This is a genomic window from Klebsiella sp. X13 (assembly GCF_003323835.1).
GTDB lineage: Bacteria > Pseudomonadota > Gammaproteobacteria > Enterobacterales > Enterobacteriaceae > Klebsiella > Klebsiella ornithinolytica.
The window spans coordinates 3,296,033-3,317,681 of record NZ_CP030874.1 but is presented as its reverse complement, the minus strand read 5'-3'; the positions used below and the strand labels follow the sequence as shown (position 1 = coordinate 3,317,681).

Below are 21,649 nucleotides of genomic sequence, written 5' to 3'. Positions count from 1 at the left end.
CGGGACTCTACGGCCACGGTCATATCGTGTCTGGAAGCGCACCGCATCCAATAGTGAATACAAATGAGAAATATACGCATTAGTATTTAATGTGTAAACAGAAGTAAGAAGTGTTATCAGAAACGGCAATTAGCGCTTCGGTTAAACGCATTCACCGGAGATATGATTAATCCATCAGCAGCTAACAGCGCCGCGGGATAAGAAAAAGCGCATTCAGGTTGAAAGAGGAGGAGTAACTCGCTCATACTCTTAGGCGAATCCTGTGCATCCGCGTTTATCTGCAGAGGCAGGCCAGAGCACGGTATAAAAATTAATAAGGAATCAGTCATGGCAGAAGAAACGATTTTTAGCAAAATCATTCGCCGGGAGATCCCGTCGGATATGGTTTATCAGGATGAACTGGTGACCGCTTTTCGCGATATTTCCCCGCAGGCGCCGACCCACATTCTGATTGTCCCCAATATCCTGATTCCTACCGTCAACGATGTGACCGCTGAACATGAACTGACGCTGGGGCGCATGATGACCGTGGCGGCAAAAATTGCGCGTGATGAGGGTCTTGCTGACGATGGCTATCGTCTGATTGTCAATTGCAATCGCCACGGCGGCCAGGAAGTCTACCATATCCACATGCACCTGCTGGGCGGTCGCCCGCTAGGTCCGATGCTGGCTCACAAAGGTTAATCGATGCGCGCAGCTCATTTCGGCCCGCTTCTGGCGGCTGTGCTCCTGGTCGGGTGCGGTTCCCATGCGGAAATCCCCGTGGGTGAACAGCAGACTCTGGTGATGGAATCCAACGTGCTGGCGGCGGGCATCAGCGCCGATGCGCCAGAGGTCACGGCCTCAGAGATTCAGGCAACCGCCACTTCCAGACTGTTTAATGAACGACAGGAACCGATCACCGTGCATTACCGCTTCTTCTGGTATGACGCCAGAGGACTGGAAATGCATCCGCTGGAGCCGGCCCGGAGTATCACGGTGCCTGCGCACTCTTCTGTCACCTTGTACGGTAGCGCGAATATTTTGGGGGCGCATAAGGCCCGCCTGTATCTTTATCTGTAAGGGGTAATTGTAATGATTAAAATGTGTCGCTACGCGTTAATCACGGCACTGGCGATATTCCTTGCTGGGTGCGTGGGGCAACGTCAGGAGCCCGCTCCCGTTGAGGAGGCGCAGCCGAAGCCAACGCAGCCCGCCCAGCCGCAGCCGACGGTACCAACCGTACCTACGGTTCCGACTATTCCGGGGCAGCCCGGGCCGATTGAACACGAGCAGCAGCCGGCACAGCCAGCGCCGCGCGTGCGTCATTATGACTGGAATGCGGCGGTACAACCGATGGTGGGACAAATGCTGCAGGCAGGCGGCGTCAATGCGGGAAGTATTCTGCTGGTCGACAGCGTGAATAACCGCACCAACGGCACGCTAAACGCCGGAGAGGCGACGACGGCGTTGCGCAATGCCCTGAGCGGGAATGGCAAATTTACGCTGGTGTCTGCCCAGCAGCTGGGCGTGGCAAAACAGCAGCTGGGTTTATCCCCTCAGGATAGTCTCGGCAGCCGCAGCAAAGCGATGGGGATTGCCCGTACCGTGGGAGCTCAGTACGTGTTGTACTCAAATGCGACCGGCAACGTCAATTCACCTGAGCTGAAAATGCAGCTGATGCTGGTTCAGACCGGCGAGATTATTTGGTCAGGTAAAGGTGCCGTTCAGCAACAGTAAACTGACGCGCGATGAGGTGTTGTCGCGCTTTTTTCCCCGCTATTCACCTGTCGCCGGCCTGGGCCAGAATGGCCTGAGCGGCGGCAGCTGTATTATCAGCGACGGCGTCCGGCGGCTGGTCCTGCGCCAGCCGCACGACCCCGACGCTCCCGCCCGTGAATTCCTCCGCCAGTACCGCACCTTGTCTCGCCTGCCGAAGACCGTCGTCCCCGCGCCGCTTTTCTATTCGCCGGGATGGCTGGCGGTGGAATATTGCGACGGCGAGATGAAAAGCACGCTTCCGGAGTGCCCGCGGCTGGCAGGGTTATTGTATCATCTGCACCGGCAGCCGCGTCTGGGCTGGCGTGTGGCGCTGGCACCGCTGCTTGAACGCTACTGGCTGGCCTGCGATCCTGCGCGGCGCACGCCGCTGTGGTTGCGTTGGCATAAACGTTTGTTGCAGCGCGGCGAGCCTCGCCCTCTGCGGCTGGCGCCGCTACATATGGATGTGCACGCCGGCAATATTGTCCATACGAAAGCGGGGCCGCGGTTGATCGACTGGGAATATGCGGGCGATGGCGACATTGCGCTGGAGCTGGCCGCGGTGTGGATTGCGCCGACGGCGCATCGCCAGCTGGTCACCGCATATTCCCGGCTGGCACATATTGATGAGCGGCTGCTGTGGCGACAGGTACAACGCTGGCGTCCCTGGGTCATATTGCTGATGGCGGGCTGGTATGAACGCCGCTGGCAGCAGACCGGCGACCGGCAATTTATCACGCTGGCAGATGAAACATGGTGTCAGTTAGGCAAAGAATGAAAAGGATAAGAGAGGTCAGTGTGGGTCCGGTAATGTTGGATGTCGAAGGGTTTGAACTGGATGCGGAAGAGCGTGAGATTCTCGCTCATCCGCTGGTGGGCGGGCTGATTTTATTCACCCGCAACTATCACGATCCGGCCCAACTGCGGGAGCTGGTGCGCCAGATCCGCGAGGCTTCGCGCAATCATCTGGTGGTGGCCGTCGATCAGGAAGGCGGTCGCGTTCAGCGCTTTCGCGAGGGGTTTACCCGACTGCCGGCCGCGCAATCTTTTGCGGCGCTACTGGGGATGGAAGAGGGCGGCGCGCTGGCGGCTCAGGCCGGTTGGCTGATGGCCAGCGAGATGATCGCGATGGATATCGATATCAGCTTTGCGCCGGTTCTCGATGTCGGCCACATCAGTGCCGCGATCGGTGAACGCGCTTATCATGACGATCCGGATAAAGCGCTGGCTATCGCCCGCCGCTTTATCGACGGAATGCACGAGGCGGGAATGAAAACCACCGGGAAACACTTCCCGGGACACGGCGCAGTGACCGCGGATTCGCATAAAGAGACGCCGCGAGATCCGCGTGCTGAAGCCGAGATTCGGGCCCGGGATATGGCGGTTTTCCGCACCCTGGTGGCGGAAAATCGTCTCGACGCCATTATGCCTGCCCACGTTATCTACAGCGATGTGGATCCGCGCCCGGCCAGCGGTTCAGCGCACTGGCTCAAGACGGTGTTGCGCGGTGAACTGGGTTTCGATGGGGTGATCTTCTCTGACGATCTGTCGATGGAAGGGGCGGCGATCATGGGCAGCTATGCCGAACGCGGGCAGGCATCGCTGGATGCAGGTTGCGATATGATCCTGGTCTGCAATAATCGTAAGGGGGCGGTCAGCGTGCTGGATAACCTGTCGCCGATCAAAGCAGAGCGTGTTACGAAATTGTATCATAAAGGTTCATTTACCCGTCAGGAGTTAAGGGATTCTGCCCGTTGGAAGACGGTTAATGCGCAGCTGGAGCAGCTCCACGCGCGTTGGCAAGAGGCGAAGTCTGCGTAATTGACCTGAAGTCTGGTGAGGATGCGATGATTATCTATTTACACGGTTTTGACTCAAACAGTCCCGGAAACCATGAGAAGGTGCTGCAGCTGCAGTTTATCGATCCCGATGTGCGTCTGATAAGCTACAGCACGCGGCACCCAAAACATGATATGCAGCACTTGTTAAAAGAAGTCGATAAAATGCTGCAGCTTAATACTGACGATCGGCCGCTGATTTGCGGCGTCGGTCTGGGCGGCTATTGGGCGGAACGGATCGGTTTCCTTTGCGATGTGCGTCAGGCTATTTTTAACCCCAATCTGTTTCCTGCGGAAAACATGGAAGGGAAGATCGACAGGCCTGAAGAGTATGCTGATATCGGGACCAAGTGCGTCAACAATTTCCGCGAGAAAAACCGCGATCGTTGTCTGGTGATACTCTCCCGCCAGGACGAAGCGCTGGACAGCCAGCGTTCCGCCGACCTGCTGCATCACTACTATGAAATCATCTGGGATCATGAGCAGACCCACAAATTCAAAAACATCTCACCCCATCTGCAGCGGATAAAAGCCTTTAAGACGCTAGGCTGATCTGCTCCCGGCCTCCGGCCCGTCGTATGTGAATACGGCGGGCTTTTTTTATGTCGCCGGTGATGGCATGGTTAAAAAACAGGCGGTAAAACTTGATGCATATCAATTTTGGTATGACCAATGACCCGTTCATGGTATTCTCAATTTCGCTGAATGGTTTCACTGCTGTAACTTGTTGTTAAATAAGAGCTATTTATATAACTTTTAATTAACAATTGGTTAATATTTTTAGGGGGTCTCGTGACTACACCATTGAAAAAAATCGTAATCGTAGGTGGCGGTGCCGGTGGACTGGAACTGGCGACTCAGCTGGGGAGAAAGCTGGGGCGTAACAAAAAAGCGAAAATCACGCTGGTGGACCGTAATCATAGCCATCTGTGGAAGCCGTTGCTGCATGAAGTGGCGACCGGTTCGCTCGATGAAGGTGTCGATGCGCTGAGCTATCTGGCCCACGCCCGCAACCACGGTTTCCAGTTCCAGCTGGGTTCAGTGGCGGATATTAACCGTGAAGCGAAAACCATTACGCTGTCCGAGCTGCGTGACGAGAAGGGCGAGCTGCTGGTCGCCGAGCGCAAACTGCCGTACGACACGCTGGTGATGGCGCTGGGCAGTACCTCTAACGATTTTAATACTCCGGGCGTCAAAGAGAACTGTATTTTCCTTGATAACCCGCACCAGGCGCGTCGTTTCCATCAGGAAATGCTGAACCTGTTCCTGAAATACTCGGCTAACCTCGGCGCCAACGGCAAAGTCAATATCGCGATCGTGGGCGGCGGGGCAACCGGCGTTGAGCTCTCGGCTGAACTGCACAACGCGGTGAAGCAGCTGCACAGCTACGGTTATAAAGGGCTGACTAACGAGGCATTGAACGTGACCCTGGTTGAAGCGGGTGAGCGTATTCTTCCTGCGCTGCCGCCGCGTATTTCCGGCGCCGCTCACAATGAACTGACAAAGCTTGGCGTGCGCGTCCTGACGAAAACCATGGTGACCAGCGCCGATGCCAACGGTCTGCACACCAAAGACGGCGAGTTCATTAATGCCGACCTGATGGTCTGGGCGGCGGGGATCAAAGCGCCGGACTTTATGAAAGAGATCGGCGGTCTGGAAACCAACCGCATTAACCAGCTGGTGGTTCAGCCAACGCTGCAAACGACGCTTGACCCGGATATTTATGCGATCGGCGACTGCGCATCCTGCGCGCGTCCGGAAGGCGGATTTGTGCCGCCGCGCGCCCAGGCGGCTCACCAGATGGCGACCTGCGCGCTGAATAATATTCTGGCGCAGATGAAAGACAAACCGCTGAAGTCCTACGTCTACAAAGATCACGGTTCGCTGGTTTCGCTCTCCAACTACTCGACCGTCGGGAGCCTGATGGGCAACCTGATGCGCGGTTCAATGATGGTTGAAGGACGTATTGCGCGCTTCGTCTATATCTCTCTGTACCGTATGCACCAGATCGCGCTGCACGGCTACTGCAAGACCGGCCTGATGATGCTGGTAGGTCGCATCAACCGCATCATTCGTCCCCGTCTGAAGCTGCACTGAGTATCTGTTTGCCTCATTCCCGGATTGTGCCGCCAGGCGCGTTCGGGATTGTGACAAGGCTAACGTTGAGCCGGTTATCTCCTTGCCGGCTCAACGACAGAATTTCTGTCTGTCATTGAGCGCATAACATCTCAGATTCCTCTGAATCCACTCCGTTTTCCGCTTTTCCTCGCATTTTTCATCCGCTTTCTCATTTGCAAGGTTCCCGGGTCGATAGCAGAATTGTTTCTATCAGCAACAAGGGAGGATACCCCGTGAATAAATCAATGTTGGCGGGTATAGGGATTGGCGTGGCTGCCGCGCTGGGTGTTGCAGCTGTCGCTGGTCTTAACGTCTTAGATCGTGGCCCGCAATATGCGCAAGTGGTGTCCAGTACACCGATAAAAGAGACCGTAAAAACTCCGCGTCAGGAATGCCGTAACGTCACCGTGACCCATCGTCGTCCGGTGCAGGATGAAAACCGCATCGCCGGCTCCGTTCTTGGCGCCGTTGCCGGCGGGGTCATCGGCCATCAGTTTGGCGGCGGTCGTGGTCGCAGCGTGGCGACCGTAGTGGGCGCGTTGGGCGGCGGTTATGCCGGTAACCAGATTCAGGGCTCGATGCAGGAAGGGGATACCTACACCACCACCCAGCAGCGCTGTAAAACGGTGTACGACAAGTCGGACAAAATGCTGGGCTACGATGTGACCTACAAAATCGGCGATCAGCAGGGAAAAATCCGCATGGAACACGATCCCGGTACGCAGATTCCGCTGGACAGTAACGGCCAGCTGGTCCTTAACAACAAAGCGTAAAAAAGACGTGACTGTTATTTGCCCCTCCTGCACTCAGGCTGAGGGGCTTTTTTTATCAGAAGCTGACGGCGTAGTTCAGGCCAAAGGTACGCCCGCGACCTTTGTATTCATACAGTGAACTGCTGCCGTAGGTCGGGCTGTAGAGCAGCGGGGCGCGCTGTCCCCAGATGGTGACATAGTCTTCGTTCAGCAGGTTCTCGATGCTGAAGGTCAGTTTGCCAACCGGGAGCGCATAGCTGCCGATAAAGTCTACGGTATTGTAGCCGTCGAGCTTATTACCGCTGGCATCGCTCAGGTCGAATACCTGCTGAGTCTGCACGCGCAGCGACCACGGATCCGGCGCCCAGCCGACCCAGGCGGTGGCTTTGGAAGGCGAAGCGAGAGTCACATCCCATTTCTGCCAGCTACCGTCACTCTTCACCTGGGATTTCAACACGTTGAAGTTTGCACCTGTGCTCCAGTCGCTATCCGGGAAGAAGTAATCGACGGCCCCTTCCACACCGTAAATACGCCGTTTGTCGGATTGTACGTCGATCGTCATATCGGTACGGTTAACAACAATGGTTTTGTCCGAGGTGGAGTAGTATGCCGCCAGCTGGGTACGCAGATTATCGCCGGTGTAACGCCAGCCCAGTTCGTAGGAGTTGACTTTGATCCCCTGCAGCGGCGAATCACCCACGTTGACACTCGACAGCAGGGGATAGTTGCCGTTGACCGCCGCGCCGTATTTGCCGATACCATAGTATTTACCCGGGTCCGGCAGCTCGACGCCCTGCGAGAAGTTAAACCAGGTCTGCTGGCGGTCGGTGAGGTGGGCGACAATACCGGCGTTAAACAGGAAGTTATCATAATCCGTTTTACCACCCGGGATGGCATCGGCCGAGTTCACCTTGCCGCTGGCGACATCCTGCTGCTGGGCGTAGCCGACAAAATCATCAACCCGGTTTTCCGTCCACTGATAGCGCACGCCGCCGCTCAGGGTGAAAATATCATTCAGGTCATAACTACTCTGCAGGAACGGCGCCAGGTTTGTAATGCTATAGCCCGGATAACGTCCTGTTGTATAGATAGACTCGTTGTGCAGGCCGCCTGATGCCATCGAGGTGTTCAGATCGAAGAACATCTGGTTGGCATTAAAGGTCTCATGATCGGCATCCAGCCCCCAGGTCAGATCCCAGCCGTCGAGCGGTTGGCTGTTGAGGGTAATCTTCGCACCGTACTGATCGGTATCCTGTTTAGATGAGGAGAAGCTGCTGACCTGACCTTTGGTGAGCGTCGGGAAGGGGTAAAAGGTCAGCGACTCGTCGCGATAATAGATCTGACTGACCAGATTCTGGCCATAGAAATCGGCATCGGAGTATTGCAGGCTAATCAGATGCCGTTCGGTGCCAGGAACGCGGTCGGAATTGAGTCCGTCGGTGGTATAGGCTTTACCCTCGCCGGTGACGGCCGACATGTTTTTGCCGAGATACAGGCCGTAATCATCGCCCTGGCTTTTATAGTATTGCGTTACCAGCTGCAGCTGACGGTTATCGTCAATGTTGATGGTGCCGGTGCCCATGACATCCAGACGATCCGAGTGCTGCAGGCCGGTCTGCGTATTATCGAGGACCAGCGCATCGTTATTGCCATCATACCAGCCGCCAAAACGCTGATAAGCCACCGATAACCGGCCGGAGGCATGGTCGGTGCCGCCGCTGACCGCCGCCGCTACGCGTTCGTCGTGATCGTTGCTGTTGGCAAACCCGCTTTTGCCACCTAATTCCAGATCCACCTGGCGTTCCTGCTGCCCTTTTTTGGTCACGATATTGATCAGGCCGCCGGTACTGCCGCCGCCATACAGCGAAGTGGCGCCGGAGATGACTTCAATATGCTCAATGTTGAACGGGTCGATGGCGTCGAGCTGACGGCTGTCGGTACGGGAAGAGTTGAGGCGAACGCCGTCGATCAGCACCACGATGGCCCGCCCACGCATGTTCATTCCGTAGTTGGTTCGTCCCTGGCTGCTGACATCAATGCCGGGAATCAACTGGGCCAGGACGTCTTTGAACTCCTTTCCACCCTGAACCTGTTGTTCTATCTCCTGACCTTCGATAACCCACGTGGTTTGCGCCATTTCGGCGACGGTGCGGTGAGTTCGGTTGGCGCTAACGATAATGTTTTCTTCATCCGCCTGCGCGACAAAGGCGGGCAGGGCGGTGGCCAGCAGCAGTGGGTTAAGCACCCAGAGACGCTTGTTCATACGCATTCCTTTTATGAGTTAACGGCATTCATATTGTTTTTAGTGTTCGATGCGGGCGCATCGGATGTTACAGATGGAAATAAGCAGAAAAACTTAAGAGCGGATTTTGCACGTAGTGATTATTGTTATCAATATCATTTACAACAAAATTGACACCTAACAGCGTGAAAACATGAGTAAAATTGGGGTTAATCAGGGAAGAAGGGTGAAAACCCGGTGGCGACCGTCACCGGGGAAGCGCAGATTAGTGCTGGAGGATTTGCGGCCACAGCCGCAGAGTGGTATCGGCGATTTGCATCAGTCTGGTGAAATCAGCCCCTTCGCGTGCGCTGATGGACATCCCTTGCAACACGCAGTTTAAGAACTGCGCCAGCTGTCGCACATCGCCGTTTTCCGGCAGCTCACCGCGCAGCTGACGCTGCTGGAGGAACTGGGTCAGCGTTTGTTCCTGCATCGCGTGCCGCGACTTAATGGTATTGGCGATCGCGGTAGATGATGCCGCCAGCGCCGCGGAAGTATTGATCATAAAGCAGCCTGCCGGCGTGTCTTTGCTGGTAAAGCAGGTGGCAATGGCGGTGAAATAGTCCCGCAGCGCCTGATCGACTGATTTTTCTTCGGCAAACAACAGCGCTTCATGTCTGGCGGCAAAACGTGAAATATAGCGATCCAGAACCGCGCGAAATAACCCTTCCTTGTTGACGAACTCAGCGTACAGCGTCGGTGCTTTTGCCCCGGTCGCCTCCACCAGATCGGCAAGAGAAGTTGCCTCGTAGCCGTGCTGCCAGAAAAGTGCCATAGCCTTATCCAGCGCCGCTTCCTTGTCGAACACTTTAGGTCGGCCACGGCTTTTTTTTGTGCAACTTTGAACGTCAGTTGTCATGATGCCGCTGTACCTATGTTGGTTTGTTGAAGGGGCATTATAAAAACAAACGTTACAACCTTCCAGCGCTGAACCCGCAAAAATAAATAATTCATATATGTATGAATTTTAAGTTGTTTATAAATAAATAAACGATCGTTATAAAAATTCATTGACGTGTGATATAGGTCACATTATTATTTACCTATCGATCGTTAGTTAATTCTTGCGACCCTACTAAAAAAATCATCTGCATAGGTATAATAATCATGAAAAACATCAAAACGCTGACGCTGGCCGCCGTGCTAAGCTCTCTTTCTTTCGCCAGCTTCGCGGCTGTTGAGGTGCAATCCACACCTGCCGGCCAACACAAAATAGGTACTGTTTCTGCCTCCGCCGGGACAAACCTGGGCTCGCTGGAAGACCAGCTGGCGCAGAAAGCGGAAGAAATGGGCGCAACCTCTTTCCGTATCACCTCAGTCACGGGTCCAAACACCCTGCATGGCACTGCGGTTATCTACAAATAAGTTTCGTTTTACCCCTGTCATGCCACTGACAAAACGCGACCCCTGACCCCTTTATCAGGCCGCGAGCAGTAAGTTGTTCCCTGTTATGCCACTTACGTGACGCGGTTTTCACCCCTTTATGAAACCGCGAAGCGTCGCACTATCGTTTTACCCCTTTGTTATCCCATAAAAAAACCGCCCCCAGGGGCGGTTTTTTTATTTCAGTCTACGCACTTACAATGACTGCTCGCCAGCAGTATGGTGGCGGGTAACGTCAATCGGCATACCTGAACGCAGCGTCATCGCACGATCCATCACCGTCTGATCGGTCTGCGCGGCCTGCTTAAACGCCATCATTTCACTATTCAGGACTATCGGCAGCGTCTGCGGATCGTCATTTAAGTGTTTGGACAGCGGCTGATGGATTTCCACCAAGCGTCTACCGTCAGGCTCCACGGAGACTTTCACTGGCGTGTTGATAATATTGACTTTTGTCCCTGGGGTGACGTGCTTAAACAGGGTTTTGATGTCGTCATCGCGTAGGCGGATACAGCCGGAGCTGACGCGCATTCCGATGCCAAAATCGGCATTCGTGCCATGCAGCAGATAGACGCCGCCGTAGGCCGCAAGGCGGATAGCATGGTGGCCCATCGGGTTATCCGGCCCGGCAGGTACCACGCCCGGGAGTTCTATCCCCATCGCCTTATACCGTGCGCGAATATTCGCCGTCGGCGTCCAGGTTGGATTTGCGCGCTTGTCGGAGACGGTGGTGATCATCGTAGGGGTCAGGGTATCGCCTCCCAACTGGCCGATACCGATAGGGTAGACGGTGACCTCGTTTTTCCCCGGCGGGTAATAGTAGAGGCGAAGCTCGGCGAGATTAATCACCAGCCCTTCGCGCGGCGCTTCCGGCAGTAGAGTCTGGAGCGGAATGGTCAGCACGCTGCCGGCACGCGGAACGTAAGGGTCGACGCCGGGATTAGCCTGAAGTAATGCCAGAAAGCCCACGTTGTATTTTTTGGCGATAGCTTCCAGCGAACCGCCGTTATTCTGGACGACGTGAAACTGATTTTGCCCGACGAGGCGGCTGCCTGACGGCGGTAAGGGCCAGGTATTGGCGCGGGCAGGAAGGGCCAGGACGCCAGCAACGGCCACCATTATCAGCCACAGTGAGAAACGCGATATGAGAGTAGTCATAATAAATAAGTGGTTATTTTTTATGAGGAAACAGACGGGGATTATCGCGCGGGCATCTGTGGGGAAACCCTGGTGAATTGCAAAATGTTTGTAAAGTTTACCGGGTGTGACCGCGACGGAAGAAAAACAGGCGCGGAAGACGGCGACGGGCACCGTCTCCGCGCTGCGATTATGCGGTCGCGTTCTCTTCTAACTGACGCATAAACTGGCGAACCCACTCCATCCGCGTTTTACGCTCGCCAAGATCCTGCATGAACTTCAGTCGCGTCGGACCATCCAGGCGGAAGTGCTGTGGCTGTTTTTGCAGCAGGCCAATCAGCCATACCGGGTTGACGTTGTTCTTTTCATTGAACTCAATCACGCCGCCTTTCTCATTACCCTCCAGCTTCCGGATACCCAGCTTCTGCGCCTGTTGACGCAGGCGGGCGATATCCAGCAGGTTTCTCGCCGCATCCGGCAGCGGGCCGAAGCGGTCAATCAGTTCGACTTTAATCTCTTCCAGGTCGTGCTCATTCCTGGCGCTGGCAATCCGCTTGTAGAACGAGAGTCGGGTATTCACATCAGGAATAAAGTCGTCCGGCAACAGTGAAGGCATACGCAGCTCAACTTCAGTCTGCTGGCTGGTCAGATCCTCAAGCGAAGGTTCGCGTCCGGCTTTCAGCGCATCGACAGCATTCTCCAGAAGCTCCATATAGAGCGAAAAACCGATGGTGGTCATCTGCCCGCTCTGATCTTCGCCCAGCAGCTCGCCGGCACCGCGGATTTCCAGGTCATGCGTAGCCAGCGCGAAACCGGCGCCGAGATCCTCCAGCGAGGCGATGGCTTCCAGACGCTTTTGCGCATCGGTGGTCATCGCTTTCGGGTGCGGCGTCAGCAGCCAGGCATAGGCCTGATGATGCGAGCGGCCAACGCGTCCGCGCAGCTGGTGCAGCTGAGCCAGACCGAAATGGTCCGCGCGCTCGATGATAATGGTATTGGCGGTCGGGATATCGATCCCGGTCTCAATGATGGTGGTACAGACCAGCACGTTAAAGCGCTGGTGGTGGAAATCATTCATCACCCGTTCCAGCTCGCGCTCGCGCATCTGCCCGTGACCGATGGCAATACGTGCCTCCGGCACCAGCTCCGCGAGTCGATCCGCCGCTTTCTGGATATTCTCCACGTCGTTATAGAGGTAGTAGACCTGGCCGCCGCGCAGCACTTCACGCAGAATCGCCTCGCGAACCACCAGCGAGTCATACTCCCGGACGAAGGTTTTCACCGCCAGACGGCGGGCGGGCGGCGTGGCAATAATGGACAGATCCCGCATTCCGCTCATCGCCATGTTCAGCGTTCGTGGGATCGGCGTGGCGGTCAGCGTCAGAATATCGACGTCGGCACGCATCGCCTTGATTCGCTCTTTGTGGCGAACCCCGAAGCGATGCTCTTCATCGACGATCAGCAGCCCAAGGTCGCGCAGTTTGACTTCGCTTTGCAGCAGCTTATGCGTGCCGATAAGAATATCGATTTTACCCTCGGCGGCCTGTTCAAGAATCTGCGCCTGCTCTTTCGCGCTGCGAAAGCGTGACAGCATTTCAATGCGTACCGGCCAGTTGGCAAAGCGGTCGCAGAAATTATCGAAGTGCTGCTGCGCGAGCAGGGTGGTTGGCACCAGGACCGCGACCTGCTTGTGGTTCTCCACTGCCAGGAACGCGGCACGCATCGCTACTTCGGTTTTACCGAAGCCGACGTCGCCACAGACCAGGCGGTCCATGGCCAGCGGTTGACACATGTCGCTGAGAACGGCGTTAATTGCCTGCGCCTGATCCGGCGTGGTCTCAAACGGGAAACCGTCGCAGAATAGCTGGTACTGTTCGCGATCGTGCTTAAAGGCAAAGCCCGATTTCGCCGCGCGCTGGGCGTAAATATCGAGCAGTTCCGCCGCCACGTCGCGCACTTTTTCCGCCGCTTTCTGCCGCGCGCGCGCCCAGGCATCGCCACCGAGTTTATGCAGCGGGGCGCTCTCTTCTGCCCCGCCGGCGTAGCGGCTAATCAGATGCAATGATGACACCGGCACATACAGTTTGGCATCGTTGGCGTAGGTCAGCATCAGGTATTCCCCTTTGATGCCGCCAGCTTCCAGCGTGGTCATACCGGCATAACGACCAACGCCATGCTCCAGGTGCACCACCGGCTGGCCGATATGCAGTTCCGCCAGGTTACGGATTAAGGTGTCGGGGTTAATGGTGCGGCGTGAATCCTGGCGACGACGCGCCACGCGCTCGCCCAGCAGGTCGCTTTCGCAAATCAGTGCCAGATTACGCGGGCTATCGATAAACCCGTGTTCGGCGGCGCCAATCATTAAATAGCGGCCGTTGCCGGTGGCTTCTTCCAGCCGCAGAATATGTTTCGGCGCAATTTTGATGCGCGCCAGCACTTCGCCCAGCGCCTCCCGGCGACCTTCGCTCTCAACCGAGAAAATAACCGGGCCGTTAAAGGTTTCGAGGAAACGACGCAGATTGTCCAGCGGCGCTTTGTTCTGTGCCTGCACCGAAAGGTCCGGCAGCGTTTGATAGCCGAGGTTAATATTGGCGGCTTTCTCGGCCAGACGCTCCGTTTTTAACTGAATACGCGGCCATTTTTTCAGCTCGCTGAACAGTTCGTCGATCCGCAGCCAGAGCTGTTCCGGCGGCAGCAGCGGACGCATCGGGTCGACGCCGCGGCTTTCGAAACGGGCGCGGGTTTCGTTCTGAAAACGCCCGGCGCTGGCTTCCAGATCGCCGGTATTGACGATCAGGGCGTTTGCCGGGAAGTAGCTGAACAGCGGCGGCAGCGGCTCACTGAAAAACAGCGGCTGCCAGTATTCAATCCCGGTCGGTAAGGTCCCTTTGCTGACCTGCTGATAGATATGTTCGGCGTCCCGCTTGACCTCAAAACGGTCGCGCCACTGGCTACGGAACAGCTCAATCGCCGCCTGATCGGTCGGGAACTCATGTGCGGGCAGCAGATTAATGGCGGCCACCTCTTCCAGCGTACGCTGGCTGTCGACGTCGAACAGGCGCAGGCTGTCGATTTCATCATCGAAGAAGTCGAGGCGGTAGGGTTGCTCGCTACCCATCGGGAACAGGTCAAGCAGGGCGCCGCGGGTGGCGTACTCCCCGTGTTCCATTACCTGATCCACATGGCGATAGCCGGCGCTGTCCAGCTGAGTGCGCAGGGCGTCACGCGACAGACGCTGGCCTTTTTTCATCACCAGCGCGTGTCCGTGGAGGAAATTATGCGGACAGACGCGCTGCATGAGTGTGCTGACCGGCACGATCAGCACGCCGCGCTGCATGGTGGGTAATTGATAGAGAGTGGCGAGGCGGGAAGAGATAATGTCCTGATGCGGCGAGAAGCTATCGTAAGGTAGCGTTTCCCAGTCTGCCAGGCCCGTCACCATGCTGTCGGTAAACTGGCGAACTTCATCGTTCAGGCGCAGGGCATTTTGCATATCGGGGGCGACGAGTATAACCGGCCCACCGTGGCGCTCGGCCATTTCCGCAACCAACGTGGCACAAGCCGCGCCGGTTAATTCACCGAGGTGCCGCTGTTCGCCGGGCTTGACCGGCAGTGTGTATCGGTATTGTTGAGGCATAGCTGTTATCAGGATCCCTTCTTGATTCGCTCGATATGTGTACCCTAAATATTTCGAATTGCTGCTCAAAAACACCTCAGGCATTGTTGAACAGCGCTTGCACTGACCCCGAAGGGACAAGGCCACAGGCCAGGTTACGCGGCAAGTGAGCGACAAATTCGTCAGGAACGAACCTGAACAGTCGACGATGCCTCTGGCGAGGGACAAAGAGGTCCCTCATTTTGCCGATTGCGACCCGATGAGCTTACGCAGGTAAGTGATTCGGGTAAACCAGCGTCGCCAATGCACATGCAGCTTGAAGTATGACGGGTATATAAGGGCAAACCGCTAATATTCAATGTTGATGATTATCCGCGATTGACCCGTATTCGCCAACCTGATTGACGGTGAGAGGACCCGCCACGGGGAAAGATTCTGATAGATATGCGCTGACTAATCAAATATCCATTTGATTTATCTTTACTTTTTTCTTATTGCGCGACAAAAACTTACCGTTTCAGTGATTTACGCGTTGTGCTATGCCATATATACTCGTGCATCGGCTATCAGCAACCAGATGGATTACATGTACCAACCTGCCGCACTCTTTATCGGCCTTCGCTACATGCGCGGGCGCGCAGCCGACCGCTTCGGTCGTTTCGTCTCCTGGCTATCCACCATCGGCATTACGCTTGGCGTGATGGCGCTGGTGACCGTGCTTTCGGTCATGAACGGCTTCGAGCGCGAGCTGCAGAACAACATCCTGGGGCTGATGCCGCAGGCCATGATCAGCGCACAGCAGGGCTCGGTGAACCCTCAGCAACTGCCGGAAAGCGCCATCAAATTACAGGGCGTTACGCGTATTGCGCCATTAACGACCGGCGATGTGGTGCTGCAAAGCGCCCGCAGCGTCGCAGTTGGCGTGATGCTGGGTATCGACCCGACGCAAAACGATCCGCTCACTCCCTATCTCGTTAACGTGAAGCAAAGCGATCTTCAGGCCGGGAAATATAACGTTATTCTGGGCGAACAGCTTGCCGGTCAGCTGGGGGTCAACCGCGGCGATCGGATTCGGGTCATGGTGCCCTCAGCCAGTCAGTTCACGCCAATGGGGCGGGTGCCCAGCCAACGACTGTTTAACGTTATCGGCACCTTTGCCGCCAACAGTGAAGTGGACGGCTATCAGATGTTGACCAATATCGACGACGCCTCGCGCCTGATGCGCTACCCGCTGGGTAACATTACCGGCTGGCGTCTGTGGTTGAGTCAGCCTTTGCAGGTGGATACCCTCAGCCAGCAGGCGCTGCCGCAGGGAACGAAGTGGCAGGACTGGCGCGAGCGGAAAGGCGAGCTGTTCCAGGCCGTGCGTATGGAAAAAAATATGATGGGCCTGCTGCTGAGCCTGATCGTGGCCGTTGCGGCGTTTAATATCATTACCTCGCTGGGGATGATGGTCATGGAAAAACAGGGCGAGGTGGCGATTTTGCAAACCCTGGGGCTAACCCCGCGACAGATTATGCTGGTCTTTATGGTCCAGGGGGCCAGCGCCGGGATCGTCGGCGCTTTGCTTGGCGCCGCATTCGGCGTACTGCTTGCCAGCCAGTTAAATAATTTAATGCCGATTATCGGCGCGTTCCTTGACGGCGCTGCGCTGCCGGTCGCAATCGAGCCTTTACAGGTGACGATTATCGTTCTGGTGGCCATGGTGCTGGCATTGTTATCAACGTTGTATCCTTCCTGGCGCGCTGCCGCCACTCAACCCGCTGAGGCTTTACGTTATGAATAAGATCCTGCTGCAATGCGACAATCTGTGCAAACGCTATCAGGAAGGCACTGTGCAAACCGACGTGTTGCACAATGTCAGCTTCAGCATTGAGGAAGGGGAGATGATGGCGATTGTCGGTACCTCGGGTTCCGGGAAAAGTACGCTGCTCCATCTGCTCGGCGGACTGGATACGCCGACCTCCGGCGATGTGATCTTCTCCGGGCAGTCGATGAACCGGCTCTCTGCGGCCGCGCGAGCCGACCTGCGTAACCGTGAACTGGGTTTTATCTATCAGTTCCACCACCTGTTGCCGGATTTCACCGCCCTTGAAAACGTGGCAATGCCGCTGCTGATTGGCAAACAGAAAGCAGCGGATATTGAACGTCAGGCTAAGGCGATGCTGCATGCCGTGGGGCTGGAACACCGCAGCAACCACCGCCCGTCAGAGCTATCCGGCGGCGAGCGCCAGCGGGTGGCGATTGCCCGGGCGCTGGTCAACAAGCCGCGGCTGGTGCTGGCGGATGAGCCGACCGGTAACCTCGATGCCCGCAACGCCGACAGTATTTTTCAGCTGCTGGGGGAACTGAACGTTGCCCAGCGCACCGCTTTTCTGGTGGTGACCCACGACCTGCAACTGGCCAAACGGATGAATCGCCAGCTGGAGATGCGTGATGGCCATCTGGACGCGGAACTGACCCTGATGGGGGCCAGGTAATGACTTCTCCGTTATCGTTATTGATTGCCCTGCGTTTTAGCCGCGGGCGGCGGCGTGGCGGCATGGTGTCGCTGATTTCGGTGATTTCAACCATCGGGATTGCGCTCGGGGTGGCGGTATTGATCGTCGGCCTCAGCGCAATGAACGGTTTTGAACGTGAGCTGAACAACCGAATTCTGGCCGTGGTGCCGCATGGCGAAATCGAGCCGGTGAAGCAGCCGTGGACCAACTGGAACGACGCGCTGGCGAAGGTGGAAAAGGTTAAAGGGATCGTTGCCGCGGCGCCGTATATTAACTTCACCGGGCTGGTGGAGAGCGGCAGCAACATGCGCGCCATTCAGGTCAAGGGTGTCGATCCGCAGCAGGAAAGCCGCCTGAGTTCGCTGCCTCAGTTTGTTCAGAATAACGCGTGGGCTAATTTTAAAGCCGGCGAACAGCAGGTCATTCTCGGTAAAGGGGTGGCGGATGCGCTGCACGTGAAGCAGGGCGACTGGGTTTCCATCATGATCCCCAACTCTGACGCCGAACATCAGCTCCTGCAGCCGAAACGCGTCAGGCTGCATGTGACCGGGATTTTGCAGCTCAGCGGCCAGCTCGATCACAGTTTTGCGATGATCCCGATGAGCGATGCCCAACAGTATCTGGAGATGGCTGGCAGCGTGACCGGGATTGCGATTAAAGTTACCGATGTGTTCCACGCCAACACGCTGGTGCGTGATGCCGGCGAAGTGACCAACAGCTACGTTTACATCAAAAGCTGGATCGGGACTTACGGTTATATGTATCGTGATATTCAGATGATCCGCGCCATTATGTACCTCGCGATGGTGCTGGTGATAGGCGTGGCCTGCTTTAACATCGTTTCCACCCTGGTGATGGCGGTGAAAGATAAACGCAGCGATATTGCGGTACTGCGCACGCTCGGGGCGAAAGATGGCCTGATCCGCGCCATTTTTGTCTGGTATGGTTTGCTTGCCGGTTCGGTCGGGAGCCTGATTGGCGTGGCGATCGGCGTCATTTGTGCGCTGAATCTGACGTCCATCATCAACGGCCTCGAATACCTGATCGGGCACAAATTCTTGTCCGGCGACATCTATTTTATTGACTTCCTGCCGTCTGAACTGCACTGGCTGGATGTTATTTATGTGCTGGTGACGGCACTGTTGCTGAGTTTGCTGGCCAGCTGGTATCCCGCCCGCCGCGCCAGCCGCATAGACCCGGCGAGGGTGCTGAGTGGCCAGTAATTCAGTGGATTGCGGGGGATGAACTCGTAGGTCGGGTAAGGCGAAGCCGCCGCCTGACATTGCGCCCGCTGGCGCTTCGCTTGCGCGGACCTACAAGAACTTCTGTCGTCCACTCTTTACGTCCTGACCTTTTCGGTCAGTAAAGAGGAATTGCTATGTACTACGGATTTGACATTGGTGGCAGCAAAATAGCGCTGGGCGTGTTTGATAGCGCGCGGCGATTGCAGTGGGAAAAACGCGTTGCCACGCCGAAGGAGAGTTATGCCGACTTTCTGCAGGCGGTAGAGGCGCTGGTCCATGAAGCTGACAGCCGCTTTGACTGTCAGGGGACGGTGGGGATTGGGATTCCGGGAATGCCGGAAACTGCGGACGGCACGCTGTATGCCGCCAACGTTCCCGCTGCCAGCGGTCAGTCGCTGCGCAGCGATCTGAGCGCCCGGCTCGGGCGTGAAGTCCGTCTGGATAACGATGCCAACTGCTTTGCTCTCTCCGAAGCCTGGGACGATGAATTTACGCAATATCCGCTGGTCATGGGGCTGATTCTCGGTACCGGAGTGGGCGGCGGCCTGGTCCTCAACGGTAAATCGATTACCGGACATAGCTATATTACCGGTGAATTTGGCCATATCCGGCTGCCGGTGGATGCGCTGGAGGTGGCGGGGCGTGATTTCCCGCTCACCCGCTGCGGCTGCGGCCAGCTGGGCTGCATTGAAAACTATCTCTCCGGCCGCGGTTTTGCCTGGCTCTATGAACATTTCTATCAACACACCCTGACTTCACCCGACATCGTGGCGCTCTGGCAGCAGGGCGATGCGCGGGCGCGTGAGCACGTCGAACGCTATCTTGACCTGCTGGCGGTCTGTCTGGGTAATATTCTGACTATCGTTGATCCGGATCTGCTGGTGCTTGGCGGAGGATTGTCTAACTTTACTGCCATAAGCGAAGGGCTGGCGCAGCGCCTGCCGCGACATTTACTTCCGGTTGCCCGGGTACCGCGTATTGAACGTGCGCGCCATGGCGATGCCGGAGGTATGCGCGGTGCGGCCTTCCTTCATTTGACTCATTAACCACAGGGGGAGCTATGTTGTCGCGCCGCTTACACCGATTGAGCCGTTTTCGTCGCAATAAACGTCGCTTGCGTGAACGTCTGCGCCAGCGGATTTTTTTTAAAGAGGATAAGGCGGCTGTGGAAACAGTAGATAAACCCAGGGTTGTGGTGCTGACCGGCGCCGGCATTTCGGCGGAGTCAGGTATTAAAACGTTTCGCGCGGCCGATGGTTTGTGGGAAGAGCACCGGGTGGAAGATGTGGCGACGCCGGAAGGCTTCGCCCGCGATCCTGCGCTGGTGCAGGCATTTTATAACGCCCGTCGCCGGCAGCTGCAGAGCCCCGAGATAGCGCCGAATGCGGCACATCAGGCGCTGGCGCGGCTGGAAGCGGCGTTGGGCGATCGATTTGTGCTGGTCACCCAGAACATTGATAACCTGCACGAACGCGCGGGAAACCGCCGGGTGATTCATATGCACGGCGAGCTGTTGAAGGTGCGCTGTTCGTGGAGCGGACAGGTGCTGGAGTGGACCGGAGACGTCACGGCGGAAGATAAGTGCCACTGCTGTCAGTTCCCGGCGCCGCTGCGCCCGCACGTGGTCTGGTTTGGGGAGATGCCGCTGGGGATGGATGACATTTACAACGCGCTGGCCGATGCCGATATCTTCATCGCCATTGGCACTTCCGGGCACGTTTACCCGGCGGCAGGTTTCGTGCACGAAGCCCGTCTGCAGGGAGCGCATACCGTGGAGCTCAACCTCGAACCCAGCCAGGTCGGCAGCGAATTTGCCGAAAAACACTATGGTCTGGCGAGCGAGGTTGTACCGGCATTCGTCGACCGGCTGTTGAAAGATCTCTGATTCCGTCGCGCGATGGCGTTGATTGCCGGGCGCGAAAGACACCAGGCCGCTCTATGTTTTTCATAGGCGGCCTGTTTCATATCGGCCCGATCGTTCCCGCCGGGTATGACAGCAGAGCAGGCGGCAAACCGGAGCAACGGCCAGCGCTCCCCGGTTATGCAGGCCGCACCACGCGCCACGTTTTATAACGCTTTGTGCATATTGATGACCGCGCGGGCGTTGGACGCGCTGGTGGCGAGGACATCGATGACGCCAGTGCGCAGGGCGCCGAGTATCGCCGTTGCTTTGGTACTTTCCGAGGCGATGGCAATGACGCAGGGGATGGACCGCAGTTGTTCAAGACTCAGGCCGATAACCCGATCGTTCATAACGGTATCGACCGGTTTCCCCTGGATATTGAAAAAACTGTATCCGGCGATATCTCCCACCACTCCCTGATCCTGCCGGGCTGTCGCAATCTCTTTGGGGGAAAACCAGCCGAGCTGAACCATAAAGCTGTTCTCATTCATATCGCCGAGACCAATTATCGCAACGTCAGCTTTGCTGGCCTGCTCAAGGGTCGCTTTGACGAGGCGGTTTTGCATAAATGCCGCTCGCAACTCCGGAGTTTCAACATATGCAGGGGCGTAGAGCGTTTCACTGAAGCCGTTAAATTTACGTGCCAGGTTACGGCTGATGTGATCGGCATCTATGAGCTGGTTGTCGCGTTTGGTTCCGCCGATTCCACAGATAAAACGGCAGTGCCGCTCCGGGAAGATCCCAACGTGGTTGGCGACGGCAGCCACATTGCGCCCTTGTCCGACGGTCACCGTCATATCATTCTTTAAGATGCCGGCAAGGTAGTTACTGACCAACGCCGCCACCTGCTGACGTTGTTCGTCTTCATCATGGTGGTCCAGGGCGATTAAGGCGCGTTTGATGCCGAAATGGGAAATAAACTGCTGCTCTATCTGCGAGCTAAAGACCGGGTGATATTTCACGCTGATCTCCACAATCCCTTCCTGTCGGGCTTTTTTCAGCAGCCGACCGACTTTAATCCGTGAAATGCCGAATCGCTGGGCAATCTCTTCCTGAGTTTGTTCCTGGTCATAATAGGCCACGGCGATTTCGGTCAGCAGTGCATAATCTGGGTCTTGTTCAGTCATCGTTTG

Annotated in this window: 19 protein-coding genes; 14 read left to right on the top strand and 5 right to left on the bottom strand. The window is 56.4% G+C overall.

Annotation, left to right across the window (positions count from 1 at the left end; translation table 11 throughout):
* Window positions 1–327 precede the first annotated feature (327 nt).
* From hinT to DSD31_RS15720, 8 genes are all read left to right on the top strand, one after another.
* Complete coding sequence (gene hinT, locus DSD31_RS15760; protein WP_004860530.1) at window positions 328–684, top strand: purine nucleoside phosphoramidase; 357 nt, start codon at window positions 328–330, stop codon at window positions 682–684.
* Window positions 685–687: 3 nt separating this feature from the next.
* On the top strand, window positions 688–1,062 hold the full coding sequence (locus tag DSD31_RS15755; protein WP_015584643.1) for a YcfL family putative periplasmic lipoprotein: 375 nt from the start codon (window positions 688–690) through the stop codon (window positions 1,060–1,062).
* A 21-nt stretch (window positions 1,063–1,083) separates the two neighbouring features.
* Window positions 1,084–1,719 carry a penicillin-binding protein activator LpoB gene (gene lpoB / locus DSD31_RS15750; RefSeq protein WP_160873623.1) on the top strand — a complete coding sequence of 212 codons (636 nt, stop codon included), beginning with the start codon at window positions 1,084–1,086 and terminating at the stop codon, window positions 1,717–1,719.
* Window positions 1,700–2,518: a thiamine kinase gene (gene thiK, locus DSD31_RS15745; RefSeq protein ID WP_097357549.1), complete on the top strand. Its 819-nt coding sequence runs from the start codon at window positions 1,700–1,702 to the stop codon at window positions 2,516–2,518. The genes lpoB and thiK overlap by 20 nt, the downstream gene beginning before the upstream one ends.
* A gap of 20 nt (window positions 2,519–2,538) precedes the next feature.
* Window positions 2,539–3,561, top strand: a complete 1,023-nt coding sequence (nagZ, locus tag DSD31_RS15740) for a beta-N-acetylhexosaminidase (protein ID WP_015584641.1) — start codon at window positions 2,539–2,541, stop codon at window positions 3,559–3,561.
* Between the two features lie 26 nt (window positions 3,562–3,587).
* The gene (ycfP, locus tag DSD31_RS15735) at window positions 3,588–4,130 is read left to right on the top strand and encodes an alpha/beta hydrolase YcfP (RefSeq protein WP_004860539.1); all 543 of its coding nucleotides are present in this window, start codon (window positions 3,588–3,590) and stop codon (window positions 4,128–4,130) included.
* A gap of 240 nt (window positions 4,131–4,370) precedes the next feature.
* Entirely contained in the window at window positions 4,371–5,675 is a 1,305-nt protein-coding gene (locus DSD31_RS15725) for an NAD(P)/FAD-dependent oxidoreductase (RefSeq protein ID WP_004860540.1), read from the top strand.
* 254 nt (window positions 5,676–5,929) lie between these two features.
* The gene (locus DSD31_RS15720; RefSeq protein WP_004860542.1) at window positions 5,930–6,469 is read left to right on the top strand and encodes a glycine zipper 2TM domain-containing protein; all 540 of its coding nucleotides are present in this window, start codon (window positions 5,930–5,932) and stop codon (window positions 6,467–6,469) included.
* A gap of 55 nt (window positions 6,470–6,524) precedes the next feature.
* Here DSD31_RS15720 and DSD31_RS15715 read toward each other — a convergent pair whose 3' ends face one another.
* Window positions 6,525–8,711, bottom strand: a complete 2,187-nt coding sequence (locus tag DSD31_RS15715) for a TonB-dependent siderophore receptor (protein ID WP_004860545.1) — start codon at window positions 8,709–8,711, stop codon at window positions 6,525–6,527.
* 244 nt (window positions 8,712–8,955) lie between these two features.
* Window positions 8,956–9,591, bottom strand: a complete 636-nt coding sequence (locus DSD31_RS15710) for a TetR/AcrR family transcriptional regulator (protein WP_015584639.1) — start codon at window positions 9,589–9,591, stop codon at window positions 8,956–8,958.
* A 248-nt stretch (window positions 9,592–9,839) separates the two neighbouring features.
* Here DSD31_RS15710 and bhsA point away from each other — a divergent pair, with 248 nt between their 5' ends.
* Window positions 9,840–10,097 carry a multiple stress resistance protein BhsA gene (bhsA, locus tag DSD31_RS15705; RefSeq protein WP_004860548.1) on the top strand — a complete coding sequence of 86 codons (258 nt, stop codon included), beginning with the start codon at window positions 9,840–9,842 and terminating at the stop codon, window positions 10,095–10,097.
* A gap of 213 nt (window positions 10,098–10,310) precedes the next feature.
* Here the strand turns inward: bhsA and ldtC are convergent, their stop codons facing one another.
* Together ldtC and mfd are read right to left on the bottom strand one after the other, a co-directional pair.
* A complete protein-coding gene (gene ldtC / locus DSD31_RS15700) occupies window positions 10,311–11,273 on the bottom strand; it encodes a L,D-transpeptidase LdtC (RefSeq protein WP_088912284.1) in 963 nt (320 codons plus the stop codon).
* 169 nt (window positions 11,274–11,442) lie between these two features.
* On the bottom strand, window positions 11,443–14,889 hold the full coding sequence (mfd, locus tag DSD31_RS15695; protein ID WP_004860551.1) for a transcription-repair coupling factor: 3,447 nt from the start codon (window positions 14,887–14,889) through the stop codon (window positions 11,443–11,445).
* A gap of 565 nt (window positions 14,890–15,454) precedes the next feature.
* On the opposite strand from mfd, the gene lolC reads away from it, so the two are divergent.
* The 5 genes from lolC to cobB all read left to right on the top strand — a co-directional run bounded on the left by lolC (window position 15,455) and on the right by cobB (window position 20,498).
* The gene (gene lolC / locus DSD31_RS15690) at window positions 15,455–16,654 is read left to right on the top strand and encodes a lipoprotein-releasing ABC transporter permease subunit LolC (RefSeq protein WP_015584636.1); all 1,200 of its coding nucleotides are present in this window, start codon (window positions 15,455–15,457) and stop codon (window positions 16,652–16,654) included.
* Complete coding sequence (lolD, locus tag DSD31_RS15685; protein WP_004860555.1) at window positions 16,647–17,348, top strand: lipoprotein-releasing ABC transporter ATP-binding protein LolD; 702 nt, start codon at window positions 16,647–16,649, stop codon at window positions 17,346–17,348. Before lolC ends, lolD begins: the two co-directional genes overlap by 8 nt.
* Window positions 17,348–18,592 carry a lipoprotein-releasing ABC transporter permease subunit LolE gene (lolE, locus tag DSD31_RS15680; RefSeq protein WP_113991172.1) on the top strand — a complete coding sequence of 415 codons (1,245 nt, stop codon included), beginning with the start codon at window positions 17,348–17,350 and terminating at the stop codon, window positions 18,590–18,592. Before lolD ends, lolE begins: the two co-directional genes overlap by 1 nt.
* 155 nt (window positions 18,593–18,747) lie before the next feature.
* Window positions 18,748–19,659, top strand: a complete 912-nt coding sequence (gene nagK, locus DSD31_RS15675) for an N-acetylglucosamine kinase (protein ID WP_113991171.1) — start codon at window positions 18,748–18,750, stop codon at window positions 19,657–19,659.
* 14 nt (window positions 19,660–19,673) lie between these two features.
* On the top strand, window positions 19,674–20,498 hold the full coding sequence (gene cobB / locus DSD31_RS15670; protein ID WP_004860561.1) for a Sir2 family NAD+-dependent deacetylase: 825 nt from the start codon (window positions 19,674–19,676) through the stop codon (window positions 20,496–20,498).
* Between the two features lie 182 nt (window positions 20,499–20,680).
* Here the strand turns inward: cobB and DSD31_RS15665 are convergent, their stop codons facing one another.
* Window positions 20,681–21,643, bottom strand: a complete 963-nt coding sequence (locus DSD31_RS15665; RefSeq protein ID WP_113991170.1) for a sugar-binding transcriptional regulator — start codon at window positions 21,641–21,643, stop codon at window positions 20,681–20,683.
* Between the last annotated feature and the right edge of the window lie 6 nt (window positions 21,644–21,649).